General features: G+C 59.0%; 22 protein-coding genes and 1 other RNA gene. 19 read left to right on the top strand and 4 right to left on the bottom strand.

The genetic code is table 11. From position 1 onward, the window contains the following. The first annotated feature begins 32 nt into the window (after positions 1-32). From petA to NA619_RS15180, 5 genes are all read left to right on the top strand, one after another. Positions 33-626, top strand: coding sequence for a ubiquinol-cytochrome c reductase iron-sulfur subunit (gene petA, locus NA619_RS15200; protein WP_255962684.1), 594 nt, complete (start codon positions 33-35; stop codon positions 624-626). Next, the gene (locus tag NA619_RS15195; protein WP_255962683.1) at positions 626-1,837 is read left to right on the top strand and encodes a cytochrome b; all 1,212 of its coding nucleotides are present in this window, start codon (positions 626-628) and stop codon (positions 1,835-1,837) included. Before petA ends, NA619_RS15195 begins: the two co-directional genes overlap by 1 nt. After that, a complete protein-coding gene (locus NA619_RS15190) occupies positions 1,837-2,646 on the top strand; it encodes a cytochrome c1 (protein WP_255962682.1) in 810 nt (269 codons plus the stop codon). The genes NA619_RS15195 and NA619_RS15190 overlap by 1 nt, the downstream gene beginning before the upstream one ends. Positions 2,647-2,734: 88 nt before the next feature. Beyond that, a complete protein-coding gene (locus NA619_RS15185; RefSeq protein ID WP_255962681.1) occupies positions 2,735-3,352 on the top strand; it encodes a glutathione S-transferase N-terminal domain-containing protein in 618 nt (205 codons plus the stop codon). 11 nt (positions 3,353-3,363) lie between these two features. Further along, complete coding sequence (locus NA619_RS15180) at positions 3,364-3,777, top strand: ClpXP protease specificity-enhancing factor (protein ID WP_255962680.1); 414 nt, start codon at positions 3,364-3,366, stop codon at positions 3,775-3,777. Positions 3,778-3,848: 71 nt separating this feature from the next. Here the strand turns inward: NA619_RS15180 and NA619_RS15175 are convergent, their stop codons facing one another. From NA619_RS15175 to NA619_RS15160, 4 genes are all read right to left on the bottom strand, one after another. After that, entirely contained in the window at positions 3,849-4,427 is a 579-nt protein-coding gene (locus tag NA619_RS15175; RefSeq protein ID WP_255962679.1) for a BON domain-containing protein, read from the bottom strand. After that, positions 4,424-5,017: a phosphoheptose isomerase gene (locus NA619_RS15170; protein WP_255962678.1), complete on the bottom strand. Its 594-nt coding sequence runs from the start codon at positions 5,015-5,017 to the stop codon at positions 4,424-4,426. The genes NA619_RS15175 and NA619_RS15170 overlap by 4 nt, the downstream gene beginning before the upstream one ends. Before the next feature lie 109 nt (positions 5,018-5,126). Then, entirely contained in the window at positions 5,127-5,498 is a 372-nt protein-coding gene (locus NA619_RS15165; RefSeq protein WP_255962677.1) for a YraN family protein, read from the bottom strand. Then, positions 5,495-7,252: a penicillin-binding protein activator gene (locus NA619_RS15160; RefSeq protein ID WP_255962676.1), complete on the bottom strand. Its 1,758-nt coding sequence runs from the start codon at positions 7,250-7,252 to the stop codon at positions 5,495-5,497. The genes NA619_RS15165 and NA619_RS15160 overlap by 4 nt, the downstream gene beginning before the upstream one ends. Positions 7,253-7,372: 120 nt before the next feature. On the opposite strand from NA619_RS15160, the gene rsmI reads away from it, so the two are divergent. The 14 genes from rsmI (at position 7,373) to NA619_RS15090 (ending at position 22,347) form a co-directional block, all read left to right on the top strand. Next, on the top strand, positions 7,373-8,248 hold the full coding sequence (rsmI, locus tag NA619_RS15155) for a 16S rRNA (cytidine(1402)-2'-O)-methyltransferase (RefSeq protein WP_336605461.1): 876 nt from the start codon (positions 7,373-7,375) through the stop codon (positions 8,246-8,248). Positions 8,249-8,330: 82 nt separating this feature from the next. After that, positions 8,331-8,688: RNase P RNA component class A (gene rnpB, locus NA619_RS15150), an RNA gene on the top strand. Between the two features lie 295 nt (positions 8,689-8,983). Next, the gene (gene mraZ / locus NA619_RS15145) at positions 8,984-9,439 is read left to right on the top strand and encodes a division/cell wall cluster transcriptional repressor MraZ (protein ID WP_122168339.1); all 456 of its coding nucleotides are present in this window, start codon (positions 8,984-8,986) and stop codon (positions 9,437-9,439) included. After that, positions 9,436-10,383, top strand: a complete 948-nt coding sequence (gene rsmH, locus NA619_RS15140; RefSeq protein ID WP_255962674.1) for a 16S rRNA (cytosine(1402)-N(4))-methyltransferase RsmH — start codon at positions 9,436-9,438, stop codon at positions 10,381-10,383. Before mraZ ends, rsmH begins: the two co-directional genes overlap by 4 nt. A 17-nt stretch (positions 10,384-10,400) precedes the next feature. Continuing rightward, on the top strand, positions 10,401-10,670 hold the full coding sequence (gene ftsL, locus NA619_RS15135; protein WP_272891790.1) for a cell division protein FtsL: 270 nt from the start codon (positions 10,401-10,403) through the stop codon (positions 10,668-10,670). Continuing rightward, positions 10,667-12,394, top strand: a complete 1,728-nt coding sequence (locus NA619_RS15130; RefSeq protein WP_255962672.1) for a peptidoglycan D,D-transpeptidase FtsI family protein — start codon at positions 10,667-10,669, stop codon at positions 12,392-12,394. Before ftsL ends, NA619_RS15130 begins: the two co-directional genes overlap by 4 nt. After that, the gene (locus NA619_RS15125) at positions 12,394-13,857 is read left to right on the top strand and encodes a UDP-N-acetylmuramoyl-L-alanyl-D-glutamate--2,6-diaminopimelate ligase (protein ID WP_255962671.1); all 1,464 of its coding nucleotides are present in this window, start codon (positions 12,394-12,396) and stop codon (positions 13,855-13,857) included. Before NA619_RS15130 ends, NA619_RS15125 begins: the two co-directional genes overlap by 1 nt. Then, positions 13,850-15,226: a UDP-N-acetylmuramoyl-tripeptide--D-alanyl-D-alanine ligase gene (locus NA619_RS15120; protein WP_255962670.1), complete on the top strand. Its 1,377-nt coding sequence runs from the start codon at positions 13,850-13,852 to the stop codon at positions 15,224-15,226. Before NA619_RS15125 ends, NA619_RS15120 begins: the two co-directional genes overlap by 8 nt. After that, a complete protein-coding gene (mraY, locus tag NA619_RS15115) occupies positions 15,226-16,308 on the top strand; it encodes a phospho-N-acetylmuramoyl-pentapeptide-transferase (RefSeq protein ID WP_255962669.1) in 1,083 nt (360 codons plus the stop codon). Before NA619_RS15120 ends, mraY begins: the two co-directional genes overlap by 1 nt. 6 nt (positions 16,309-16,314) lie before the next feature. Beyond that, a complete protein-coding gene (murD, locus tag NA619_RS15110; protein WP_255962668.1) occupies positions 16,315-17,658 on the top strand; it encodes a UDP-N-acetylmuramoyl-L-alanine--D-glutamate ligase in 1,344 nt (447 codons plus the stop codon). Further along, a complete protein-coding gene (ftsW, locus tag NA619_RS15105) occupies positions 17,658-18,893 on the top strand; it encodes a putative lipid II flippase FtsW (RefSeq protein ID WP_255962667.1) in 1,236 nt (411 codons plus the stop codon). Before murD ends, ftsW begins: the two co-directional genes overlap by 1 nt. After that, positions 18,883-19,953: an undecaprenyldiphospho-muramoylpentapeptide beta-N-acetylglucosaminyltransferase gene (gene murG, locus NA619_RS15100; RefSeq protein ID WP_255962666.1), complete on the top strand. Its 1,071-nt coding sequence runs from the start codon at positions 18,883-18,885 to the stop codon at positions 19,951-19,953. Before ftsW ends, murG begins: the two co-directional genes overlap by 11 nt. After that, positions 19,946-21,406, top strand: coding sequence for a UDP-N-acetylmuramate--L-alanine ligase (gene murC, locus NA619_RS15095; protein ID WP_255962665.1), 1,461 nt, complete (start codon positions 19,946-19,948; stop codon positions 21,404-21,406). The genes murG and murC overlap by 8 nt, the downstream gene beginning before the upstream one ends. Continuing rightward, positions 21,403-22,347, top strand: coding sequence for a D-alanine--D-alanine ligase (locus tag NA619_RS15090; protein WP_255962664.1), 945 nt, complete (start codon positions 21,403-21,405; stop codon positions 22,345-22,347). The genes murC and NA619_RS15090 overlap by 4 nt, the downstream gene beginning before the upstream one ends. Positions 22,348-22,349 lie beyond the last annotated feature (2 nt).

Below are 22,349 nucleotides of genomic sequence, written 5' to 3'. Positions count from 1 at the left end.
TGGGCCATAAGAAACTGATGGGAGACGACTGAATGAGCAATGACGGCGTGAATGCTGGCCGGCGTCGCTTCCTGGTAGCCGCTACTTCGGTAGTAGGTGCTGCAGGAGCGGTGGGTGCCGCGGTCCCGTTTGTGGGATCGTGGTTCCCGAGTGCCAAGGCCAAGGCAGCCGGTGCACCGGTTAAGGTAAATATCAGCAAGATCGAGCCGGGCCAGCAGATGGTCGCCGAATGGCGCGGTCAGCCGGTGTTCATTGTGCGTCGTACCGAGGAGGCGCTGGCTAATCTGGAGAAGCTGACCGATACGGTCGCTGATCCGAAGTCCGAAGCATCCGAGCAGCCAACTTACGTAGATCCGTCGGTTCGCTCAATCAAGCCTGAAGTGCTGATTGTGGTTGGGCTCTGCACCCACCTCGGCTGCGCTCCATCTTTCCGTCCTGAAGTCGCGGCCCCGGATCTGGGTGCAGATTGGCTCGGCGGCTACTTCTGCCCGTGCCACGGTTCGAAATATGACATGGCTGGCCGCGTCTACAAGGGGCAGCCTGCGCCCTTGAACCTGCCGGTTCCCCCTCACACCTACGAGACGGACGCATTGGTCGTCATCGGCGTGGATCAGGAGAGCGCGTGATGAGCAAGTTCATGGAATGGGTCGATGCGCGCTTCCCCGCGACCAAGATGTGGGAAGACCATCTAAGCAAGTACTACGCGCCGAAGAACTTTAACGTTCTGTATTTCTTCGGCTCCCTGGCACTGCTGGTGCTGGTTAACCAGATACTCACCGGCATCTGGCTGACAATGAGTTTCGAGCCGTCCGCCGAAGGTGCGTTCGCTTCTGTCGAATACATCATGCGTGACGTCGAATACGGCTGGATTATTCGCTATCTGCATTCCACCGGCGCTTCTGCGTTCTTTGTGGTTGTCTATCTGCACATGTTCCGCGGCATTCTCTACGGCTCCTATCAGAAGCCACGCGAGCTGGTGTGGATCTTCGGCATGATGATCTACCTGGCGCTGATGGCAGAAGCCTTCATGGGCTACCTGCTGCCTTGGGGGCAGATGTCCTACTGGGGTGCGCAGGTGATCATTTCTCTGTTCGGTGCCATTCCGGTCATCGGCGCGGATCTGACCCAGTGGATTCGTGGTGACTACCTGATCTCCGGCATCACGCTCAACCGCTTCTTCGCATTGCACGTTATTGCGTTGCCGATCGTCATCCTCGGGCTGGTTGTGCTGCACATCCTGGCTCTGCATGAGGTCGGATCGAACAACCCGATGGGTGTCGACATCAAGAAATCCAAGAACGAGGCGGGCGTGCCGCTCGACGGTATTCCGTTCCATCCGTACTACACGGTTAAGGATATCGTGGGTGTGGTGGTGTTCCTGTTCGTCTTCTGCGCCATCGTGTTCTTCTTCCCGGAAATGGGGGGTTACTTCCTGGAGAAGCCTAACTTCGAAGTGGCCAATGCGTTCAAGACTCCTGAGCACATCGCGCCGGTTTGGTACTTCACTCCGTACTACGCAATCCTGCGGGCGGTACCGGACAAGCTGCTAGGTGTCATTGCAATGGGCGCGGCCATCGCCGTTCTGTTCGTGCTGCCTTGGCTTGATCGCAGCCCGGTCAAATCCATGCGCTACAAAGGCTGGATGAGCAAGGTCGCACTGGTGCTGTTCTGTATCTCCTTCATCATCCTTGGCGTGCTTGGCGTGCTTTCCCCTACGCCTGAGCGCACGTTGGTATCTCGGATCTGTACTGCTATCTACTTCGGTTACTTCATCCTGATGCCGTTCTACACCAAGCTCGAGAAGACCAAAGTAGTTCCGCAAAGGGTGGATGGCTGATGAAAAAGCAATTTGCTGCATTGATTCTTGCGCTGGTGCCTGCATTCGGGTTCGCTGCCGGTGGTGGTGCTCACCTGGACGAGGTCGATATCGACTTGACCGATAAGGTGGCCCTGCAAGATGGTCTGAAAACGTTCGCCAATTACTGCATGGGTTGTCACAGTGCGCAGTACCAGCGTTACGAGCGTGTTGCGACCGATCTGGGTATTCCAGAAGAGGTCATGCTCGATAACGTCGTCTTCAGCGATGCCAAGATCGGCGATCACATGAAGATTGGTATGAAGGCTGACGATGCGAAGAACTGGTTCGGCGCAGCGCCTCCGGACTTGACTCTCGTGGCGCGCGTGCGTGGCAATGATTGGTTGTACTCCTACATGCGCAGCTTCTACGAAGACCCTGCACGGCCTTATGGTGTCAACAACACGGTCTTCCCCAATGTGGGTATGCCGCATGTTCTGGCGCCGCTCCAGGGTCGTCAGGTGCTGCCGAGCAAGCTGCCGGAGGGCGAGTCGGTCGCGTGCAAGCAGGTTCAGGTCGTGGAGGATGGTCGCAAGCAGTTCGATCCTCTGACCGGCACGCCGATTACACATGAAGACTGCAACGTCATGACCGTTGTCCCGGGCACCGGTGAGTTGAACGAGGCTGAGTACGACGAGAAGATCAAGAACCTGGTGACCTTCCTGGCTTACTCGGCCAATCCGGTCAAGCTGGAAAGCCAGCGCATCGGCACCTATGTGTTGTTGTTCTTGGCGTTCTTCTTTGTATTCGCTTATTTGCTCAAGCGGGAATACTGGAAAGACGTCCACTGATCTATCGCTGTTTTGCGTTACCCTGCGCGCGCCCTTATGGGCGCGCGTTTTTTTCTGCCATTCCATAATTCCAATGAGGAGGGACCCTATGGCCGCTACCAATCGGCTGGCTTGCTATTCCGATCCCGCCGACCATTATTCGCATCGTGTGCGTCATGTCCTTGCTGAGAAGGGAGTAAGCGTCGAAATCATCGATGTTGACGCGGCTCACTGCCCGATCAGGTTGACTGAAGTAAACCCCTACGCGAGCGTGCCCACGCTAGTGGATCGCGATTTGGCGCTCTATGAGCCGAACGTAATCACCGAATATCTCGAGGAGCGTTATCCGCATCCGCCGTTATTACCGGTTTACCCGGTCGCTAGGGCGAATACCCGATTACTTGTGCATAGAGTTCAACGAGACTGGTGCAGTCTTGTGGACAAGATCGCCGACCGCCGCACCGCCGACGCATTGCGAGCTCAGGCACGCAAGGAATTGCGCGAAAGCCTTACGGGCGTTTCACCGGTGTTTGCCGAGAAGCCGTTCTTCATGAGTGACGAGATCAGTCTTGTTGACTGCTGCCTGTTGCCTATCCTGTGGCGTTTACCCAAACTCGGAATCGAGTTGCCGCGGGCGGCGAAGCCCTTGCTCGACTATATGGAGATCAATTTCGCTCGAGAGGCCTTCCAGGCCAGTCTATCCGCCGTTGAGCGCGGCATGCGCTAAGAGGGGTATACATGACATCAAGTCGTCCTTATCTGGTCCGAGCGTTGTACGAGTGGATAGTCGACAACGACTGCACTCCGCATCTTCTAGTCAACACTGAGCATCCAGGCGTTCGAGTGCCAGAAGGGTTTGCGAGCGATGGCCAGATCGTGTTGAACGTAGCACCAAGTGCGGTGCGCCATCTTGAGATGGATAATCAGGCAGTCAGCTTCGAGGGCAGGTTTGGCGGCATACCGCACAGTCTGCATGTGCCGGCCGCAGCTGTAATGGCGATCTATGCCCGTGAAAATGGGCAGGGAATGGTGTTCGAGGCCGAGCCTACGCCTCCGGAGGATAGCCCCTCCTCAGAAAGCTCATCTTCCGAGCCGAGCCCGTCGTCGCGGCCGGCTTCCACTGGTAGACCGAGTCTGAAAGTCGTCAAATAACACAGTAGGTTGGAAGCTTATGAGGCGGCGTGGCGGTTGTTCGGTGTGAGCGACCGCCACCCCGTCGATGGTCAATCGATGTATTCGAACAGCTTAACAATCCGCTGAACGCCTGATACGCCCTGCACCACGCTCGTTGCCCGGCTGCCTTCCTGGCGGCTGACCAGCCCCAGCAGATAGACGATTCCGTTTTCGGTGATGACCTTTATGCGTGAGCCGGGGACGCTTGCGTCTGAGAGCATCTGCGCCTTGATCTTGGTTGTCAGCCAGGAGTCGTTACTGCGAGCCAGCGCAGACGACGGTTTCAATACCTGGAGCTCGTTGTGTACTCGCTTGACCCGCTGTACCGAACTGGCCGCCTGTTCAGCCGCCTGCTTCAATTCTTCGCGGGGCGTCTGGCCTGCCAGCAGCACCACGCCGTTATAGCTGGCAACGACAACGTGTGAGCCTTTGTCGAGATCGGCATGCGCCTTAGCGATGTTCACAGCTGCTTTCGTTTCGATCAGCGAGTCGTCAATGGTGCTGCCGATCGTGCGTGTGCCGCGGTTGTCGTTTATCGGGTCGTCCCGTGTGGCCGTCAATACGGAGCTGCAGCCGGTGGCAGCCAAGCAGAGCGCAAGAGTAAGTGCGTGCAGTCGAACCGAATTCATTCTTCGCTCCCAAATAGCTGGTTGTCGATCAGATCACACAGGCAATGAATGGCCAGCAGGTGGACTTCCTGTATTCGCGCGGTCACCTTGGCGGGTACACGGATTTCAACGTCTTCAGGCAGGAGCAATGAGGCCATGCCGCCGCCGTCCCTCCCGGTAAGGGCAACCACCACCATCTCCCTGTCATGCGCGGCTTGTATGGCCTGGATGACGTTGGCGGAATTACCGCTGGTGGAAATCGCCAGCAGCACATCCCCAGGCTGGCCAAGGGCACGGATCTGCTTGGAAAAAATTTCGTTATAGCTGTAGTCGTTGGCGATTGAGGTCAGTGTAGAGCTATCCGTCGTCAGAGCGATTGCGGGCAAGCTCGGGCGCTCGCGTTCAAAGCGGTTCAGCAGTTCCGAAGAAAAGTGCTGAGCGTCGCCGGCTGATCCGCCGTTGCCGCAAGTCAGGATTTTGCCCTCACTAAGCAATGTGTTGACCATGGCCTGGCCGGCTTGCTCGATGCTGGGTGCAAGTACATCGATCGCGTTCTGTTTGGTCTCGATGCTGGCCTGGAATAACTGACGTATACGGGATTGCATATCCATCGGATTAGAAAACCTTCAGGTGACTGGCTGGGCTGCGTCGCCTTGCCGTAAGGAGTCTTTGGGTAAACGCGAAGCTTCACGAGGCGTTGGGGCGGTGAATCCGGGATGACTAGCTATCAAAAGCGTTCTGGATCCAATTGGGCTCTCCAATCACGTCTCCCGTTGAGCCGATGGCAACAACATCGAAGCGGCAGGGGTATTTTGCCCAGCGTGTCTCTTTCTGCAAGAAATGCTGGGCTGCCTTGATCAGCTTTTGCTGTTTGCGCACGTCGACGCTCTCGAGGGCGCCACCCCATGCGGCGTGGCGTCTGTAGCGAACCTCGACGAATACTACTGTATCGCCATCGAGCATGACCAGATCAAGCTCTCCGCTGCGGCATGTCCAGTTCTGGCACAGCGGCCGCAGACCTTGCTTTTGCAGATAGCGTTGCGCCAGATTCTCGGCAATTTGCCCGGTTGCTTTTCTGCTGGTTGGGATCAATTAAGCGTATCCGGGAGCGGCTGCACCGCGCCATCGTGGAACTCAGCCCAAGGCAGACGTCGCTCAATTCTCTGTGCTGGTGTAATGCTGAGCGTGCCCGACAATCCGTCAAGCTGAGTCTCCGGTAAGGCCAGCAGCTGGTTCAGGCGGGTCGCGAGCAGGTAGGCGTCTGCACCCATCGCGTACAGCCTGCCAAGACTGCCGCGCGCCTGCGGCCATTTGCTCTCTATTTCTTTCCGAAGTGGAAGTTGGGCATCGAGCAACCAAGGTGTTTCAGTGAAACGTATGCCTTCAAGATCTAAGTACTGGGTGCGATTGTCCGTAGCCGCGTGCAAGTGTGAGGTGGCGTACACCGGCAGATCACCAGCGTACTGGAATATCAGGGTAGGTCTGACTTGCTGTGCCTGTTGAGGGGTGGCGGCTAGAAAGAGGAAGTCGATATCCTGCCGCCGTGACGGTTCCGCGTCACCGTTGCTGCGAATCTGCAGGAGGTCGGCGATCTGGTTCGCCAGTTCGATAGGCTCTGCCAGGGATTCTGCAGCAGCGACTGTCCCGCCTAGCTCCTGCCATTGTTGCCGAAATGCCTGATAGACCCGATTGCCCCATTCGCCTCGCGGCGTAAGTGCCACAGCCTGGCGGTGTCCATCTGCCCAGGCTCGTTGTGCAACCTCGCGCGCTTCGTCCTCCGCGGCCAGTCCGAACTGGAACAGCTGGGGTGGCACCTTCTGACTGGCGTCGCTGTAGTTAAGCGCAAGAGTCGTAATTGGCAGTTGATCTCGGTCGGCCAGCTGGCGAACCATGTCCTTGTCCAGTGGCCCTATGACCAGTTCCACGCCGGCTGCGGCTGCCTGGCGATAGAATTCGTCGAGTGAGGAGAGCCGGGTGCTATCGAACAGTTCGATCTTGAGGTCTTGGTCCGCTTCAAGGTGAGCCGCGAGAAAACCGTCACGCAGGGCGCGGGCGACGCTAGCGAGCTGGCCGTCCATTGGTAATAACAGCGCCACGTGCGATAACGGTTTGTCAGCAAGCTCTCTGAGTTTGACCAAAGACTCTGGCAGCCGAGTGGCTGCAGGGTGGTGCGAGTTCAGCTGCAGCCAGCTGTCGATAGCGCGTTGCTGTTGTTCAAGAGTGCCGGCTTGTTTGACGCCTGCAGCCAGCGAAATCCATCCGGCCAGGTCTGCGTCTGCGGTTGGTTGCAGTTGTTCGACTGTCAGCGAAGAGACGAGGGACCAAATTTTCTCATGGTTCTGCTCAGCCGCTTCGCCACTCAGCAGGGGAGCGATAAAGGTGCGCTCGCGAGCGGCATCCAGAGGTTGGTCATTTGCTTCGTATGCCTCTGCACGAGCCAGCTGTGTACGGAGTTGCTGCTCAACAGGCAGTTCCGCAAGGCGCTCGAAAGAGGGGTGTTGCAAGGCTTCAAGGGCTTGCTTGGCTTCGCCGGCTGCGAGCTCAAGTTCCGCTTCAAGGGTCTTGGCGAACATCTGTTGAGCTGGCATAAGCTGCTCGATGTCAACCTGCTCCAGTATCTGCCTTGCTTGCGCTTCGTTGTTCTGCTGCATGCTGAGGTCGGCGGCCGAAAGTCGCAGCTGTGCGGCTTTGGCTGGCTCGCTGGTCTCGGCGTCTTTGAGCAGTTGCTGTGTTGATGCCTGAGGTGTGCGGGGCAACTCCCCCAGAGTTGAGGTCGGTGAGCTGGCGCAGGCCGAAAGCACGGCGGCAATGAATAAGAAGATAAGCGGGCGAAAACGAGCCGTCATTTGATCATTCCTGGAAGGCGCTGGCGGTTGTCAGTCGATTGTACCCAAGCGCTGTGGGGGCTGCGATGTTGGCGCCCGTAAACGGGCTACAATGCGCGTTTTGTAATTGAGGTACGCCCTGTGACTGCGACAGGAGATGTGAATTCCGCGGCTGGCACGCTCTATGTGGTCGCCACGCCAATCGGTAACCTTGAGGACATCAGCGCAAGGGCGCTTCGTGTTTTGTCCGAAGTGGCGCTGATTGCGGCAGAGGATACCCGGCATTCGGCTCGGCTGATGCAGCATTTCGGAATCGCAACGCCCTTGGCGGCGTGCCACGAACATAACGAGCGGGACGAGGGTAGTCGTTTCATAAAGCGTCTGTTGGCGGGGGAGGATGTGGCGTTGATATCGGACGCGGGGACACCCTTGATATCCGATCCGGGCTACCACCTCGTCAGACATTGCCGGGCTGCAGGTATCCGTGTTGTACCAGTCCCTGGGGCTTGTGCTCTTATCGCAGCGCTTTGCGCTGCTGGCTTGCCTTCGGATCGATTTATCTTCGAAGGTTTCTTGCCAGCAAAACAGGCCGCGCGTCGCGCTCGACTGGAGCAGCTCAAGCTGGAGCCGCGCACGTTGATCTTCTATGAGGCGCCACATCGCATTCTTGACTCGCTCGAGGATATGAGTGCTGTGTTCGGTTCTGATCGGGCAGCGCTGCTCGGGCGAGAACTAACCAAGACATTCGAGACGCTCAAGGGATTGCCTCTAGGTGCGCTGCACGCTTGGGTGGCGTCGGACGACAACCAGCAGCGAGGTGAATGCGTTGTAACAGTAGGTGGCTGGCAGGCTCCGGACTCGGATGAGGCTGTCGACGCCAATGCGCAGCGCGTCCTGAATTTGCTACTGGGTGAGTTACCAGTTAAGCGAGCCGCTGCGCTTGCCTCGGAAATTACGGGTGTTCGAAAAAACCTTCTTTATCAGCTGGCATTGCAGGAAAAAAATTCTGGCGAATAGGGCATCTGCAGATGCGTTGGACCAGTGCTGGCAAGGCTCTCCGCTTGCAGGCATCTGTTTAGCAAAGTACTCTGGCTGCCGGAGAGTCGATCGGACAGTCGCTGTCTCTTTTTGTTCGCAAAAAGGGAGGGAGGAAAGTCCGGGCTCCATAGGGCGAAGTGCCAGGTAACGCCTGGGAGGCGTGAGCCTACGGAAAGTGCCACAGAAAATAACCGCCTAAGCGCTTCGGTGCCGGTAAGGGTGAAAAGGTGCGGTAAGAGCGCACCGCGCGGCTGGCAACAGTCCGTGGCTAGGTAAACCCCACTTGGAGCAAGACCAAATAGGGATCCATTGGCGTGGCCCGCGCTGGATCCGGGTAGGTTGCTAGAGGCAGTCAGTGATGGCTGTCGTAGAGGAATGACTGTCCTCGACAGAACCCGGCTTACAGATCGACTCTCCGACCTCTCTTTCTGAAACATCCGTCCTTTTTAGTCCAAAAAAATCTTGCTCTTAACAAACTACTTTAAGTTTGAAGTGCAGGTTTCTGCTTGTCTTGGCTATCTCCTCCAGCCACTCCCTCCTGTTCGTCCTTTAGCACCGTTTCGGTTGCTAAATTCCCGCCACATAAGGCTTTTTCCCGTCGGACTTACCTTGACGGTGGGGCTGTTGCATTTCTATAGTGCGCACAAGTGGTGAAAAGTGGAATGAAGTGGGTATTTATGGGCATGGAAAGCTAAATTCAGGGGAAGCGCAGCCGTGTTTCGCGGAGCAAACGCAATCAGTCTCGATGCCAAAGGGCGGCTAGCCATGCCCAGCCGGTACCGTGACGAGCTCGTTTCGCGCTGCGAGGGCCAGCTGATAATCACGATCGACGCAGTCGATCGGTGCCTCTGTATTTATCCGTTACCTGAGTGGGAGCAGATCGAAGCCAAATTGCGCGAGCTGCCGTCCCTTAGGGAAGAGAGCCGCCGTCTGCAGCGTCTGCTTATTGGTAACGCAGTTGATCTGGAGATGGACGGCAGCGGTCGCGTGTTGGTGCCGCCGCGACTGCGCGAGTACGCAGGCTTGGACAAGCGGGCCATGTTGGTTGGTCAGCTGAATAAGTTCAGCCTTTGGAACGAGGACGACTGGAACGCACAAGCTGATGCGGACCTGGCGGCCATCAAACAACCCGGCGCCTTGCCGGAAGAACTGCGTGATCTAATCCTGTGAGCCAGACCAGTAGCTACAACCATGTGACCGTGTTGCTTGACGAGGCCGTTGCGGCCCTCGCGGTGCGCCCGGATGGTCGCTATCTGGATGGGACCTTTGGCCGAGGCGGGCATAGCCGTCTCCTGCTTCGGCAGCTTGGGCCTGATGGCTGTTTGCTAGGATTCGATAAAGACCCGCTAGCAATCGCTACGGGGCAAGCACTGGCGGCCGAGGATGGCCGCTTTGTCGTTGTGCAGAGAAGTTTTGCTGAGCTTGGTGCGGAGGTCTCGCAGCGCGGCTGGACCGGTACTTTGAGCGGTGTTTTGCTGGATCTTGGCGTTTCGTCACCCCAGCTTGACGACCCTGAGCGTGGCTTCAGTTTTCTTAATGATGGTCCTCTGGACATGCGCATGGACCCCAGTCGAGGTATCAGCGCGGCCGAGTGGATTGCAACCGCGAATGAAGAAGACATCGCGCGGGTGCTTAAGGAATATGGTGAGGAGCGCTTCGCTCGACGCATGGCGCGTGCTGTGGTGCTGCGTCGCTCCGAGCGCCCCTTTGAGCGTACGGCTGATCTGGCCCAGGTACTGACGGTCGCCAATCCGGCATGGGAAAAAGGCAAAAACCCGGCGACTCGCGCATTTCAGGGGCTGCGTATATTCATCAACAACGAGCTCGGAGATCTGGAGGTCGGGCTCGAGGCTGCGCTCGAAGCGCTCGAGATTGGCGGTCGTCTCGTTGTTATCAGCTTCCATTCCCTGGAAGACCGTATCGTCAAACAGTTCATGCGTCGTCACGCCAAAGGCGAAGCCGACACCATGCCTCGCGACCTGCCAATCATTCCCGAGAAGTTCGTGCCACGACTGAAACTGTTGGGTAAGCCGCAGTACGCATCTGCAGAAGAGGTCAAAGCGAATTCCCGTTCACGTAGCGCAGTGATGCGTGTTGCGGAGAAGTTGCGGTGATCCAGCTCCGTCGCGCCATGCCAAAGGGCAGCTTGCTGATGCTGGTGCTGTTCATCGCCGTGCTGGTGTCGGCTATCGGTGTTGCCTATAGCGCGCACTGGAATCGGCAGCTTCTCAACGAGCTATACGGTGAGCTCAGCGTGCGCGACAAGGCTCAGGCCGAGTGGGGTCGTCTGATTCTCGAGCAAAGCACCTGGACCGCTCACAGTCGCATCGAGACCTTGGCGACCGAGCAATTGAAGATGCACATCCCCGAAGCGGCGGATGTCAGGTTGGTGGCTCCATGAAGCTTCAGGGTGCGCTGTATCCCTGGCGTTTTCGAATCGTTCTGGCGCTGCTGGCATTGATGGTTGGCGCCATTTCGTGGCGGATTGTCGACCTTCAGGTAATAGATCAGGGTTTCCTGAAAACTCAGGGTGACGCGCGCAGCGTTCGGCACATTCCCATCCCGGCTCATCGCGGTCTGATCACGGATCGCCACGGCGAACCTCTGGCAGTCAGTACGCCGGTTACCACGCTTTGGGGCAATCCTCGTGAATTGCAGGCAGCTCGTGCCCGTTGGCCCGAGCTGGCCAACGCACTGGGGCAGGATGCAAGCGCACTACAGAAGCGCCTCAATGACCAGGCAGAGCGCGAGTTCATCTATCTCGTTCGTGGATTCACGCCCGAACAAGGGCAGCGAGTGCTGGATCTAGATATTCCCGGCGTGTATTCGCAGGAAGAATTTCGTCGTTTCTACCCCGCTGGAGAAGTTGCCGCTCAGATCGTTGGTTTTACGGATATCGATGATCGAGGTCGTGAAGGTCTTGAGCTGGCTTATGACGAATGGCTGGCCGGCGTACCTGGCAAGCGGCAGGTGCTCAAGGATCGCCGCGGTCGTCTGATCAAAGACGTGCAGGTGACCAAAAACGCCAAGGCCGGTAAGGCGCTCGCTTTGTCCATCGACCTGCGCTTGCAGTATTTGGCTCACAGCGAGTTGCGCAAGGTGGTTCAGGAATACGGGGCCAAAGCTGCCAGTCTGGTCATGGTGGACGTCAACACTGGCGAAGTCCTCGCCATGGCCAACCAGCCCACCTACAACCCCAATAATCGCCGTAACCTTCAGCCGTCTGCCATGCGCAACCGCGCATTGATCGACGTGTTCGAACCGGGCTCGACGGTCAAGCCGTTCAGCATTGCTGCCGCGCTTGGAACGGGCAAATATCAGCCCGAGTCGGTCATCAACACCCTTCCGGGCTGGATGCGCATCGGCCGTTACACCATTCGGGACGTATCCCGAGGCGGCATGCTCAACCTGACCGGCATCCTCATGAAGTCGAGCAACGTCGGGATCAGCAAGATTGCGCTCGACATCGGTCCGGAGCCTGTTCACCAGATCATGCATCAGGCGGGTTTCGGCCAGCCTACCGGTCTCGGCTTCCCTGGCGAGCGCGTCGGGTCGTTGCCGAACCATAGGAAGTGGCGGGATGCCGAAACCGCTTCGCTTGCCTATGGCTACGGATTGTCCGTCACAGCCGCACAGCTGGCCCATGCGTACGCAGTGCTGGGTAACGAAGGCACCAATATCCCGATGTCGCTGCTGCGCCTGGATCAGCCACAGGCCGGCGTGCAGGTCATGGACAAGGAAATCTCCAAAACCGTTTTGCGCATGCTGCAGTCCGTGGTCGAGGAAGAAGGCGGCGGCGGTGCGCGAGCCAAGGTTCCCGGCTACCACGTGGCTGGAAAGAGTGGAACCGCGAAAAAGACTTCGGGAACGGGTGGCTATACGCAAAGCGCTTATCGCGCATTCTTTGCCGGGGTCGCGCCCGTGTCCAATCCTCGCATCGCAATCGTCGTGGTGGTTGACGAGCCCAGCGAAGGTGGCTATTTCGGCGGGCTCGTGGCTGCGCCCGTATTCGGCAAGGTAGCGGCTCGCGCGTTGCGGCTGATGAATGTCGCCCCCGACAACCTGCCACCGCCAGTCGAGGTTCAAACCGCCGAAGCAGTGAAGAGCAAGGGAGGGCGTATCTGATGCCGATGCCGTTGAATCAGCTGCTGCCACAGGCTGCCGGCGACGCCTTGATCCGAGAGCTGACGCTGGACAGCCGCAAGGTCCGTCCGGGTGATCTGTTCCTGGCTGTACCCGGCTATCAGCAGGATGGACGTGTGCATATCGCTGATGCCATCGCGCATGGCGCGGCCGCTGTCGCCTACGAAGCCGAGGGTTCGGCCGAAATGACTGCCGCCAGCGCTGAGCTGGTGCCCGTACGCAATCTGGCAGGTCAACTGTCGGCGATTGCAGGCCGCTTCTACGGCGAGCCGAGCCGCAGTCTGCATCTGGTAGGCGTAACTGGAACGAACGGCAAGACCAGCGTGAGCTATCTGATAGCACAGGCCCTCAATCAGATGGGCGAACGGTGCGGAATCATTGGGACGCTGGGCACCGGCTTTCATGGAGAGCTGGTACTCGGCAAACACACCACGCCCGATGCCATTGGCGTACAAGCCAACCTTGCAAATCTGCGCAAGCAGGGCGCACGTGCTGTGGCGATGGAAGTATCGTCACATGGCTTGGCGCAGGGCCGAGTCGCTGCGCTGGCATTCGACGTAGCCGTATTTACCAACCTTTCTCGCGACCACCTCGATTACCACGGATCCATGGAAGCCTATGGTGAAGTGAAGGCGCAGCTGTTCGATATGCCCGGGCTCTGCTGCCGTGTCGTGAATCTGGACGATGAACTAGGCCGCTCTCTAGCAATAGAACGCCCGGAATCGCGTTTGATTACCTACAGTCTGAACGACAGTTCGGCCTATCTCTATTGCCCGGAAGCACGCCTGGACGACCATGGAATCCATGCGCGCCTCGTAACGCCGCAGGGTGAACGATCGCTGCGCAGCCCGTTGCTTGGCCGGTTCAATGTCAGCAACGTGCTTGCTGCAGTGGGTGCCTTGCTGGGAATGAATTATCCGCTTGACGAGATACTGGCTGTCCTCCCGAAAATCGAGGGTCCTGCCGGACGTATGCAGCGGCTAGGTGGGGATGGCCGACCGCTGGTCGTCGTCGATTACGCTCATACGCCTGATGCTTTGGAAAAAGTGCTTGATGCGCTGCGCCCGCATGCCCGGGGCAAACTCGTGTGCGTATTTGGTTGTGGTGGTGATCGTGACCGCGGCAAGCGCGCCCTGATGGCGAAAGTCGCTGAGCGCCTGTCGGACCAGGTAGTGGTCACGGATGATAACCCGCGAAATGAAGACCCCTTGCAGATTCTCGACGAGATTCGCACCGGTTTTGATGCGCCCGATCGCGCAGCTTTCATCCCCGGCCGCGCCGCTGCCATTGCGAGCTGCATCGCGCGCAGCGCTATAGATGATGTGATCTTGCTCGCCGGAAAAGGCCACGAGGACTATCAGGAAATCAAAGGCGAACGACTGCCGTTCTCCGATTTGGAACAGGCATCGATTGCCCTGGCTGCCTGGAGGAGTTCCGATGCTTGAAGTCATGCGCCTGAGCGATCTCGCAGCCCCTTTGTCCGGCAAATTGATAGATGCTGATGCATCCTTCCGTTCTGTGAGTACTGACAGTCGTGCCATCGAGCCTGGTCAGCTGTTTATCGCTCTGACCGGGCCCCGGTTCGACGGGCATGCCTACCTGGCAGACGTTGCCGCCAGGGGCGCCGTTGCCGCGTTGGTAGAGCACCATGTTCCCGAGTCCTCTCTGCCCCAATTGGTCGTCGCCGATAGCCGGATCGCGCTGGGTCAGTTGGGAGCATTGAACCGTGCAGTTTTTCGCGGCCCGGTTGCTGCCATCACAGGCTCCAGCGGGAAGACCAGCGTCAAGGAGCTGCTTGCCAGCATCCTTCGCGCTGCCTATGGCGATGACGCTGTGCATGCCACCCGGGGCAATCTGAACAACGACCTAGGCGCTCCGCTGACGCTTCTGGAGCTGGCCCCTCATCATCAGGCGGCAGTCATTGAGTTGGGCGCTTCGCGTGTTGGCGAAATCGCCTACACCGTCAATTTGACCAAGCCAGATGTCAGCTTGATTACTAACGCGGGCACGGCCCATGTCGGCGAGTTCGGCGGTCCCGAAAAGATCGTGGAGGCCAAAGGCGAGATACTCGACGGGTTGGGAGCTAGCGGTGTCGCCATCCTCAATCGAGACGAACGCGCTTACGCGACCTGGGAGCGCCGTGTTGCTGGCAAGCGCGTGGTGAGCTTTGCGATCAACAGCCCATTGGCTGACTTCCTTCCTGCTTCGATCGCCTACGACTTGCGCGGGTGCCCGAACTTCGTCATGACCAATCCAGCCGGCTCCGTCCGCGTTCAGCTGAACCTGCTTGGTCGCCACAACGTTGCCAATGCCTTGGCAGCCGCAGCGGCGGCTAGCGCGTTGGGCATCTCGCGCGAACACATCGTCGTCGGACTGGAAAGTCTGCAGCCGGTGAAGGGAAGGGGCGTCGCCCAGATGCTTAGCAATGGTGTCCGCCTGATCGATGACACCTACAACGCCAATCCCGCTTCCATATGCGCTGCCATTGACGTGCTTGGCAGCTTTGCCGGGCGCACGGTGTTGGCACTGGGCGATATGGGCGAGCTGGGCGAGTGGGCTGAGCAAGGCCACCGTGAAGTGGGGGCTTACGCCAGCGGCAAGGTGGATACGTTGCTCGCGGTTGGCCCGCTCATGAAGCATGCCGTCGACGCCTTTGGCGCTGGCGGCCGCCATTTTGCTGATCAGCAGAGCCTCATCGAGGCACTGAGTCTGGAACAAGGTAACGGGACAACCATTTTGATCAAGGGATCTCGGAGCGCTGCCATGGACAAGGTCGTCGCAGCGCTTTCCGCATCCGGCATGGAGAAATATTAATGCTGCTGCTGCTCGCCGAGTACCTGCAACAGTTCCACACGGGCTTCGCAGTCTTCCAATACTTGTCCCTGCGCGGAATTCTCGGCGTGCTGACTGCGCTGGTCCTGTCGCTTTGGATGGGGCCCTGGTTGATCCGCACGCTACAGCTGCGCCAGATCGGTCAATCGGTACGTACCGACGGTCCGCAGAGCCACCTTGCCAAGTCGGGCACGCCGACTATGGGTGGCGCCTTGATTCTCAGCGCGATCACAATCAGCACCCTGCTCTGGGCCGACCTTGCAAACCGCTACGTGTGGGTCGTGCTAGCGGTCACCTTGCTGTTCGGCGCGGTTGGCTGGGTCGATGATTACCGCAAGGTCATCGAAAAGAACTCCCGTGGTTTGCCCAGCCGCTGGAAATACTTCTGGCAGTCGGTGTTCGGACTCGGTGCTGCGATCTTCCTTTATATGACTGCGCAGACTCCGGTAGAAACGACTCTGATCCTGCCGCTATTGAAAAACGTCGAGATCCCCCTGGGCATCGGCTTCGTGGTACTGACCTATTTCGTCATCGTCGGCTCGAGCAACGCGGTAAATCTCACCGACGGGCTCGACGGGTTGGCAATCATGCCGACCGTGATGGTGGGTGGGGCGCTGGGCATCTTCTGCTACCTCTCCGGCAACGTGAATTTCGCTGACTACCTGCTCATTCCCTACATCCCCGGCGCAGGCGAGCTGATCGTCTTCTGCGGCGCGTTGATCGGTGCAGGGCTCGGCTTTCTCTGGTTCAACACCTATCCGGCTCAGGTCTTCATGGGCGATGTCGGCGCGCTGGCCCTTGGGGCCGCGTTGGGAACCATTGCTGTGATTGTCCGGCAGGAAGTGGTGCTGTTCATCATGGGTGGCGTTTTCGTGATGGAAACCCTCTCGGTGATGATTCAGGTCGCCTCGTTCAAGTTGACAGGCAAGCGCGTGTTCCGCATGGCACCGATCCATCACCACTTCGAACTCAAGGGCTGGCCCGAGCCACGGGTCATCGTGCGCTTTTGGATCATCACGGTGATTCTGGTGCTGGTCGGTCTCGCTACATTGAAGTTGAGGTAATAAAGAGTGCTCATCGCGTCCGATCAGTTCCGCATCGTCGTAGGCCTAGGCAAAAGCGGCATGTCCTTGGTTCGCCACCTGGCGCGCCGCGGGCTGCCGTTCGCCGTCGCCGATACACGTGCGAACCCCCCGGAGCTGGCCACTCTGCAATCGCAGTATCCGGATATCGAAGTTCGCTGCGGTGAGCTTGATGTCGAGTTTCTCTGCCGCGCCAGCGAGCTGCTGGTAAGCCCTGGGCTGCCGATCAGCACCCCCGCGTTGCAAGCCGCTGCAGCACGGGGTGTAAAACTGTCTGGTGATATCGAGTTGTTCGCCCGTGAAGCGAAAGCACCCATCGTTGCGATCACGGGCTCCAATGCCAAGAGCACCGTGACCTGCCTGGTAGGTGAAATGGCCGCAGCAGCCGGTCGCAAGGTCGCGGTCGGCGGCAACCTGGGTACGCCGGCGCTGGATCTGCTCGATGAAAGCGTTGAGCTCTACGTGATGGAACTGTCGAGCTTTCAGCTGGAAACGACCGACTTGCTGAATGCCGAAGTCGCGACCTGCCTGAACATCAGCGAAGACCACATGGATCGCTACGACGGATTGCCTGCTTATCACCAGGCCAAGCACCGCATATTCCGTGGCGCACGGCAGGTTGTCGTGAATCGCGATGATCGATTGAGCCGTCCTCTGGTAGCCGATGACCTGCCGACATGGTCGTTTGGTCTGGGCAAGCCTGATTTCAAAGGCTTCGGGCTGTTCGAGGAAAATGGCGAGAAGTACCTCGCGTTCCAATTCGACGCGCTGATGCCTGCCAACCAACTCAAAATTCGCGGTGCCCACAATCAATCCAATGCGCTGGCGGCTCTGGCGCTTGGACATGCGGCAGGCTTACCGTTCGAGCCGATGCTGGACACGCTGCGCCGTTTTGCAGGCCTGGCTCACCGCTGCCAATGGGTTGGCGAGCGCCGCGGTGTTAGCTACTACGACGATTCGAAGGCGACCAATGTGGGCGCCGCCCTTGCTGCGATCGACGGCTTGGGTAGCGATATAAAGGGCCAGCTGGTGCTGATCGCCGGTGGCGACGGTAAAGGCGCTGATTTCTCCGGGTTGCACAGCCCCGTGTCGCATCAATGCCGAGAGGTCATCCTCATTGGGCGGGATGCCGAACTTCTCGCCAGAGCGCTGGACGGCGCAGCCCCTTTGCATCGAGTCGAAACCCTGCAGGCTGCGGTGCAGCTCGCCGCTACGCTGGCCAAACCGGGTGATGCGGTATTGCTGTCGCCAGCATGTGCCAGCTTCGACATGTTCGACAATTTCGAAGATCGCGGGCGTCAGTTCGCCGCAGCGGTGGGGGCGCTCAGCTGATGCTTGCCTTCCTGCGCAGTGCACCGTCTCCTTTGTTCAGCCGTCGGCGCGGCCTTGATCTCGATTTCCCGATGCTTGCCGGATGTCTCGCGCTGCTCGGCCTCGGGCTGGTCATGATCACTTCGGCGTCGTCGGAAGTCGCCGCGGTGAATTCCGGCAACGCGATGTACCACATGATCCGTCATCTGGTTTACGTGCTGTTAGGTCTGGTCGCTGCAGCAGCGGTACTGTTGGTGCCTTTGTCGGCCTGGCAACGGCTGGACTGGATGCTGCTATTGGGCGCTTTTGCGCTACTGATTCTGGTGCTGATTCCGGGTATAGGCCGAGAGGTCAACGGTTCCATGCGCTGGATCGGTTTCGGCGCTTTCAACGTACAGCCGTCCGAGCTCGCCAAACTTTTCGTGGTTGTTTATCTCGCTGGCTATCTGGTACGCCGTCAGCAGGAAGTGCGCGAGAGCCTCTGGGGGTTTCTCAAGCCGTTCCTCGTCCTGCTGCCCATGGCAATGCTGCTCCTCCTTGAACCTGACTTCGGTGCCACTGTGGTCATGATGGGCGCGGCGGTAGCGATGCTGTTTCTTGGCGGCGTCGGTCTGGTTCGTTTCAGCCTGCTGGTTCTGCTTGCAGTCGGCGCAGTATTCATTCTGGTACAGACTCAGGAATATCGCCTGCAGCGGCTGATTACCTTTACCGATCCGTGGGCCGATCAGTATGGCGCCGGTTACCAGCTTACCCAGGCGCTGATCGCGTTCGGGCGAGGGGAATGGTTGGGTGTAGGGCTGGGCAACAGCGTACAGAAGCAGTTCTATCTTCCCGAAGCACACACCGATTTCGTGTTTTCTGTCCTTGCTGAAGAACTTGGCATGGTCGGTGCGCTTCTGACCATTCTGCTGTTTGCCTTCGTTGGTGTGCGTGCGCTGTACATCGGCCTTGCCGCCGAGCGTGCACGCCAGTTTTTTGCGGCTTACATAGCCTGGGGTGTCGCGTTTCTTTGGCTTGGCCAGTTCCTGATTAACGTCGGGGTGAATGTAGGGCTGCTGCCGACCAAAGGGCTTACGCTGCCATTTCTCAGCTATGGCGGCAGTTCTCTGGTCGTGACCTGCGCAAGCATGGCGCTGCTTCTGCGCATCGAGTGGGAGAGTCGCACGGTGCTGGGTAGCGAGGACGCCGAGTTCAGCGAGGATGATTTCGCTGAAGTCGTCGCGACGAAGCCCAAGGAGATTGTCCATGGGCGCTAACGTGCTGATCATGGCCGGCGGGACGGGCGGACACGTATTCCCCGCGCTGGCCTGCGCTCATGAGTTCCAGAGTCGTGGTTACAGCGTTCACTGGCTGGGTACGCCCCGCGGTATCGAAAACGAAGTGGTGCACGCAGCCGGCCTTCCGCTTCATCTGATTCAGGTGAGCGGCTTGCGTGGCAAAGGCGTGGCCTCACTTCTCAAAGCGCCATTCCAGCTGCTGCGGTCGCTTGGGCAGGCCCGGCGGGTCATGCGCGACGTACAGCCAATCTGCGTGCTAGGGCTCGGTGGTTATGTCACCGGGCCAGGCGGTTTAGCCGCGAAGCTGGCCGGTGTTCCCCTGATCATCCATGAGCAGAACGCCGTGGCCGGTACCGCCAACCGCAGCCTGGTGCCATTTGCGCAGCGCGTTTGCGAGGCGTTTCCCGAGACGTTCAAGAACAGCACCAAGCTGCGTACCACAGGCAACCCTGTGCGGCATGAATTGTTTCTCGAGACGCCTAGACAGACATTGATTGGTCGGCGAGTACGGTTGTTGGTACTGGGCGGCAGCCTTGGTGCAGAGCCGTTGAACAAGATGCTCCCAGAGGCGCTTGGGTTACTCGCCCAGGAACTTCGGCCTGAAATATTTCACCAGGCTGGCAAGCAGCACGCGGAAGTCACGCAGGAGCGCTACCGCGCCGCAGGTATCGAGGCCGAGGTTGCGCCTTTCATCAAGGATATGGCGCGAGCTTATGCCTGGGCGGATCTGGTGATCTGCCGTGCGGGCGCATTGACGGTTTGTGAGCTGGCAGCAGCTGGATTGCCTTCGTTTCTGGTTCCGCTGCCCCACGCCATCGATGATCACCAGACCCGCAATGCCGAATATCTGGCGAAGGAGGGCGCCGCCGTTCTTCTCCCACAAGCCAAGACCGATGCTGCCGCGCTGGCCGCGCAGCTGACCGAGGTAATGATGCAGCCGGAAAAACTCAAGGCCATGGGAGCCACGGCGCGCCGCCTGGCTCGGCCGGACGCTACCCGTACCGTCGTCGAAATCTGCCTGGAGGTGGCCCATGGCTAAATCGCCTGCAGCAGTAAAGGCAGAAGTCCGGCGCATGCGTCGCATCCGGCGTATTCACTTCGTCGGGGTTGGTGGTGTTGGAATGTGCGGCATTGCCGAGGTTTTGCTCAACCTTGGTTACGAGGTCTCCGGGTCGGATCTGAAAGCTTCCGCCAGCACCGAACGCCTGCAGAACTTCGGTGCGCAGATTTTCATCGGACATCAGGCGGGTAACGTCGCCGGGGCTGACGTGCTGGTGGTTTCCAGCGCTGTGAATGCCTCGAACCCCGAAGTGGCCCTGGCTCTCGAACAACGCATTCCTGTGGTGCCGCGCGCCGAAATGCTTGCTGAGCTGATGCGATATCGCCACGGCATCGCCGTTGCTGGCACGCATGGCAAGACCACCACTACTAGCCTGCTGGCCTCGGTTTTTGCGGCGGGTGGGCTCGATCCGACCTTCGTCATCGGCGGGCGGCTTACTGCAGCGGGCACAAACGCGCAGCTTGGCACCAGCCGGTATCTGATTGCCGAAGCCGACGAAAGCGATGCCAGCTTCCTGCATCTGCAGCCGATGGTCGCAGTGGTCACCAATATAGATGCCGACCACATGAGCACCTACGGGGGTGATTTCGGCAAGCTTAAACGCACCTTTGTCGAGTTTTTGCACAACCTCCCGTTTTACGGGCTGGCGGTGCTTTGCGTCGATGATCCGGTGGTACGCGAGATCATCCCTCAGGTGGGACGTCCGATTACCACTTACGGCACCCGCGAAGATGCAGACGTGCGGGCCATCAACATCCGCCAGGAGGGCATGCGAACCTATTTCACCGTGCTGCGTGATGGCTTCGATGCGCTCGATGTGTCGGTCAACATGCCGGGCAACCATAACGTCCTCAATGCGCTGGCCACCATTGCCATCGCCACTGATGAGGGAATCGACGACGACGCCATCCTGCTAGGCCTGTCGCAGTTCGGCGGTGTAGGTCGACGTTTCCAGGTCTACGGCGAACTGCCCGTCGAGGGCGGCAGCGTGATGTTGGTCGACGACTATGGCCACCATCCGCGTGAAGTCGCTGCTGTGATCCAGGCCGTGCGGGGTGGCTGGCCCGACAGACGCCTGGTCATGGTTTACCAGCCCCACCGATTCAGCCGGACCCGTGACCTGTACGACGATTTCGTGCAGGTGCTGAACGACGCGAACGTACTGCTCCTGATGGAAGTGTATCCGGCCGGTGAAGAGCCCGTTCCCGGCGCGGACAGCCGCCATCTCTGTCACAGCATTCGCCAGCGTGGACAGCTGGACCCGATCTATATCGAACGCGGTATCGAGCTCGCACCGTTGGTCAAGCCGCTGCTACGCCCTGGCGACATTCTGCTCTGCCAAGGCGCCGGCGATATTGGCGGCCTCGCTCCGCAACTCATGAAAAGTCCCCTGTTTGCTGGCGATTCAAGCGCCACGAGGAAGAGCGAATGACTGCCCTGCAATCGACTCGTGACCCCCGGGCTTTTGGCCGGGTTGCCGTGCTATTTGGTGGAAAGAGCGCCGAGCGCGAAGTGTCGCTGAAGTCTGGCGCCGCGGTCCTGGCCGCGCTTCAGGCGGCGGGTGTCGACGCGTTTGGCATTGATGTCGGCGATGATCTGCTCTCACGTCTGAGCAATGAGCATATCGATCGCGCCTTCATCGTCCTGCATGGACGGGGTGGTGAAGACGGTAGCATGCAGGGCCTGCTCGAGTGCGCCGGAATCCCCTATACCGGCAGCGGCATTCTGGCATCGGCGCTGGCTATGGATAAGTTGCGCACCAAGCAAGTCTGGCAAAGCCTTGGCCTGCCAACGCCGCGCCATGCCGTGCTGGCGAGCGAGGCGGACTGTCACTCCGCAGCCGAAGAACTCGGCTTTCCGTTGATCGTCAAGCCCGCCCATGAAGGTTCCAGCATCGGTATGGCGAAGGTTGAAGGTATTGCCGAGTTGATCGCCGCCTGGCGTGCCGCAAGTGCCTACGATTCTCAAGTGCTCGTCGAACAGTGGATTCATGGCCCGGAATTCACGATCGCCACATTGCGCGGCGTAGTGCTGCCACCGATCGGCCTTGGCACCCCCCACACATTTTATGACTACGACGCCAAGTACGTGGCCAACGATACCCAGTACCGCATTCCCTGTGGGCTTAATACTGCCAAGGAGCAGGAGCTCAAGGAGCTTTCCGCGCGAGCCTGCGAGGCGGTAGGCATCCAGGGCTGGGCGCGGGTCGATGTAATGCAGGACAGCGCCGGTGCCTTCTGGCTCCTTGAGGTCAATACCGTGCCTGGAATGACCGATCACAGTCTCGTACCGATGGCAGCCCGGGCTGCCGGCCTGGATTTCCAGCAGCTGGTAGTTGCCATTCTCGATGCCAGCCTGGCGGCAGGGAACTGAGC

Origin of the sequence: Stutzerimonas stutzeri (genome assembly GCF_024448895.1) — a bacterium.
GTDB classification, from domain to species: domain Bacteria; phylum Pseudomonadota; class Gammaproteobacteria; order Pseudomonadales; family Pseudomonadaceae; genus Stutzerimonas; species Stutzerimonas stutzeri_Q.
This window is presented reverse-complemented; position numbering and strand designations above follow the sequence as displayed.

What these genes read in the sequence shown, in the direction of transcription:
- petA (WP_255962684.1), top strand. Translation starts at nt 33, where the DNA reads ATGAGCAATGACGGCGTGAATGCTGGCCGGCGTCGCTTCCTGGTAGCC.
- NA619_RS15090 (WP_255962664.1), top strand. Translation starts at nt 21,403, where the DNA reads ATGACTGCCCTGCAATCGACTCGTGACCCCCGGGCTTTTGGCCGGGTT.
- NA619_RS15120 (WP_255962670.1), top strand. Translation starts at nt 13,850, where the DNA reads ATGCTTGAAGTCATGCGCCTGAGCGATCTCGCAGCCCCTTTGTCCGGC.
- NA619_RS15195 (WP_255962683.1), top strand. Translation starts at nt 626, where the DNA reads ATGAGCAAGTTCATGGAATGGGTCGATGCGCGCTTCCCCGCGACCAAG.
- NA619_RS15160 (WP_255962676.1), bottom strand. Translation starts at nt 7,252, where the DNA reads ATGACGGCTCGTTTTCGCCCGCTTATCTTCTTATTCATTGCCGCCGTG.
- ftsL (WP_272891790.1), top strand. Translation starts at nt 10,401, where the DNA reads ATGCCAAAGGGCAGCTTGCTGATGCTGGTGCTGTTCATCGCCGTGCTG.
- ftsW (WP_255962667.1), top strand. Translation starts at nt 17,658, where the DNA reads ATGCTTGCCTTCCTGCGCAGTGCACCGTCTCCTTTGTTCAGCCGTCGG.
- mraY (WP_255962669.1), top strand. Translation starts at nt 15,226, where the DNA reads ATGCTGCTGCTGCTCGCCGAGTACCTGCAACAGTTCCACACGGGCTTC.
- NA619_RS15190 (WP_255962682.1), top strand. Translation starts at nt 1,837, where the DNA reads ATGAAAAAGCAATTTGCTGCATTGATTCTTGCGCTGGTGCCTGCATTC.
- NA619_RS15170 (WP_255962678.1), bottom strand. Translation starts at nt 5,017, where the DNA reads ATGGATATGCAATCCCGTATACGTCAGTTATTCCAGGCCAGCATCGAG.
- NA619_RS15180 (WP_255962680.1), top strand. Translation starts at nt 3,364, where the DNA reads ATGACATCAAGTCGTCCTTATCTGGTCCGAGCGTTGTACGAGTGGATA.
- murC (WP_255962665.1), top strand. Translation starts at nt 19,946, where the DNA reads ATGGCTAAATCGCCTGCAGCAGTAAAGGCAGAAGTCCGGCGCATGCGT.
- NA619_RS15175 (WP_255962679.1), bottom strand. Translation starts at nt 4,427, where the DNA reads ATGAATTCGGTTCGACTGCACGCACTTACTCTTGCGCTCTGCTTGGCT.
- NA619_RS15130 (WP_255962672.1), top strand. Translation starts at nt 10,667, where the DNA reads ATGAAGCTTCAGGGTGCGCTGTATCCCTGGCGTTTTCGAATCGTTCTG.
- NA619_RS15125 (WP_255962671.1), top strand. Translation starts at nt 12,394, where the DNA reads ATGCCGATGCCGTTGAATCAGCTGCTGCCACAGGCTGCCGGCGACGCC.
- murG (WP_255962666.1), top strand. Translation starts at nt 18,883, where the DNA reads ATGGGCGCTAACGTGCTGATCATGGCCGGCGGGACGGGCGGACACGTA.
- NA619_RS15185 (WP_255962681.1), top strand. Translation starts at nt 2,735, where the DNA reads ATGGCCGCTACCAATCGGCTGGCTTGCTATTCCGATCCCGCCGACCAT.